This window comes from Mycolicibacterium iranicum (assembly GCF_002101705.1).
Taxonomy (GTDB): Bacteria; Actinomycetota; Actinomycetes; order Mycobacteriales; family Mycobacteriaceae; genus Mycobacterium; species Mycobacterium iranicum.
Window position 1 is genome coordinate 1 of record NZ_LQPC01000059.1, and the last position, 2,636, is coordinate 2,636.

A 2,636-nucleotide genomic window follows, 5' to 3' on the forward strand; every position below is an offset into this window, starting at 1 on the left:
TGCGCCGAGCAACGCCGTCGGCCCCGGACCTCACGCCGCACCCATGATCGTGTCGTGAGAGGGCCGGTTAACCGATCTGGGGTTGTTCGACCAGATCTTCTGCCAGTGCGCCTTGGGGAACGCGGTAAACGCCAGCACGTCGGTCTTGGCCTCAGCCATCATCGCGGCCACCTTCGGGAAGCTGGCGGCCACGGTGTCAGCGACCCGGTCCCACTGGGCGCCGACCTCGGCGGGATCGGTGTGAGCGAAGATCGTCTTGACCGCCGCCGTGACGGCCGGAGCGTGCTTGGCCGCGACCGCGGTGTGCAGATTGCGCATGAAATGCACCCGGCAACGCTGCCATGATGAGTTCGTGAACTGCTGTGCCACAGCTGTTTTGAGTCCCGCATGGGCATCGGAGATAACCAGATGCACCCCGGACAGACCACGAGCTTTCAGGGATGCGAGGAACTCGCGCCAGAACTCGAAGGACTCACTGTCACCGACGGCTGTGCCCAGCACTTCGCGGGTGCCGTCGATCGACACCCCGGTGGCCACCACCAGCGCTTGGGAGACCACGTGCGCACCGACGCGGACCTTGCAGAACGTCGCATCGCAGAACACGTACGGAAACGTCGTGTGGGCCAGGCTGCGGGTGCGGAATGCCTCGACCTCCTTGTCCAGGCCGGCGCAGATCCGCGAGACCTCCGACTTGGAGACCCCGGTTTGCACACCCATGGCCGCGACGAGGTCGTCGACGCTGCGGGTCGACACACCGTGCACGTAGGCCTCCATGATCACCGCGTGCAACGCGCGGTCGATGCGGCGGCGCCGCTCCAGCAGCGAGGGGAAGAACGACCCGGCCCGCAGCTTGGGGATCTGCACCTCCACATCACCGGCGGTCGTGGCGATGGTCTTGGGGCGGTGCCCGTTGCGGTGCACGGTGCGTCCGTCGGTGCGCTCATAGCGGCCGGCGCCGATCGCGGCGCTGGCTTCGGCCTCGATGAGCTGCTGCAGCCCGCTACGGATCAGCTCGGCGAACACTGCACCCGCATCAGCGGACTTCAGTGCATCGAGATGGGCAAGCAGGGCAGAATGATCCTGGGTCATCGCGTCGTGTGTCTTCCTGTTGAGTCACTTGGTAGGTAACTCACTGACCACTACGCGATGGCCCACCCCAGCACCGGCAACGACACACCCGACACCGTCATCCCCAGCCCCCGAAACCCCACCACACCAGGGGACTTACCCGGCGTTCATCACGTCCCTTGGCTTTCCGAGCCGGAACTCGCTGATTGCACGTGAGCGGCTTCGCGCTGGAAATTGACGAGTCTGCCGGATAGCGGCTGCGGTCTGACAGCGTGAGATCCTGACATGTGCGTGAGGGCGACGGAACGCAGATTACGTCTACCGCCCGCAAGATTGAGGTATGCCATCACCGAGGTAGGGAGTCTTCGTGAGATACAGAGCTTTGGTCCGACTGACTTCGAACAGATCCATCCTCGGGCGGCGGCGTGATCTGCGTCGGCGAGCGCGGAGCGGCGTTCCTCAGCTGAAGGGCAAGACATGCATGGTGACGGGTGCGTCTTCGGGTATTGGCCGCGAACTGGCGCTCGTACTCGCCAGTTATGGCGCCCGGATGGTCCTCGTTGCTCGACGACATGAATTGCTTGCAGAGGTATGTGCCGAGATCCGCTCATCCGGCGGATCGGCCCGCTTCCTGACATGTGACTTGACAGATGGTGATGACGTCGAGCGACTAGTGAGCGATGCGCAGCAGCAGGATGCTGCGCCCGACATCTTGGTCAACAACGCCGGGCGTTCGATCCGCCGGACTCTGCTTCAATCTACGGATCGATTCCATGACTACGAGCGCACGATCCGGCTCAATTACTTGAGCGCGGTGCAACTTACACTCGGGCTTCTGCCATCGATGGTCGAGCGCGGTAACGCCCACATCGTGAACGTCGGGACATGGGGAGTACCTGCAGGTTCGATGCCAAAATTCACCGCCTATCACGCTTCGAAGGCTGCGCTGAGCGCCTTCAGTCGCAGCATGGGCACTGAATTGGCGCGCAGCGGAGTCGCCGTGTCTACTATTCACTATCCGTTGGTCACCACTCCGATGATCGCACCAACAGAGGAGTACCGCGCTTTTCCCGCGCTGTCGGCCGCAGACGCTGCCGAGTGGGTCGTCCACGCCATTGAGAGTAAACCCGTCATGGTTCAGCCGATCTTCGCGCGTTACCTCGCTTTAGGCTCAATGGTTGCACCGAAGTACTTCGACTCCTTCTCGCTGTCGGTAGGAATCTGACTGTCGGTGAATTCCTCTGCCTTCCAATCTGCCCGACAAGCACGCCGCACCGGCGCACTGAATCCGCTGATTCTCAGGCCGATCAAGAGCTAGGACGTGGCCCTGCTGGCGAGTCGCCGGGTCGACATTGGGCGACGGCGTGCCGCGTCGAGACAAACCCTGAGTGGCGGCGGCGTCTTTGGTATTAGCGCGTGCGGAACGCCGGACGGCGTGATCTTCGCCGCTTGGCGCACGTCTTTCTGTGCGCGTCGCGTCTACGGATGTCAGGCTTCGGGGCCGCTTCCGGCGGCGACGACGAGAACGTTGTTGTGTCCGCCGAATCCGAAGGAGTTGCTCAGGCCGA

Annotated in this window: 1 protein-coding gene and 1 pseudogene; one reads left to right on the forward strand and one right to left on the reverse strand. The window is 63.2% G+C overall.

All coding sequences use genetic code 11. The annotated features are described in order from the left end of the window. Positions 1–78 precede the first annotated feature (78 nt). Positions 79–1,089: pseudogene (locus AWC12_RS27170) on the reverse strand (IS256 family transposase); the annotation flags it as partial. A gap of 460 nt (positions 1,090–1,549) precedes the next feature. Between AWC12_RS27170 and AWC12_RS27175 the strand changes: the two are divergent. Further along, positions 1,550–2,293, forward strand: a complete 744-nt coding sequence (locus tag AWC12_RS27175) for an SDR family NAD(P)-dependent oxidoreductase (RefSeq protein ID WP_083082701.1) — start codon at positions 1,550–1,552, stop codon at positions 2,291–2,293. The last annotated feature ends 343 nt before the right edge of the window (positions 2,294–2,636 follow it).

Excerpts from the sequence above, each read along its gene's own strand:
- AWC12_RS27175 (WP_083082701.1), top strand. The coding sequence starts at position 1,550 with ATGGTGACGGGTGCGTCTTCGGGTATTGGCCGCGAACTGGCGCTCGTA.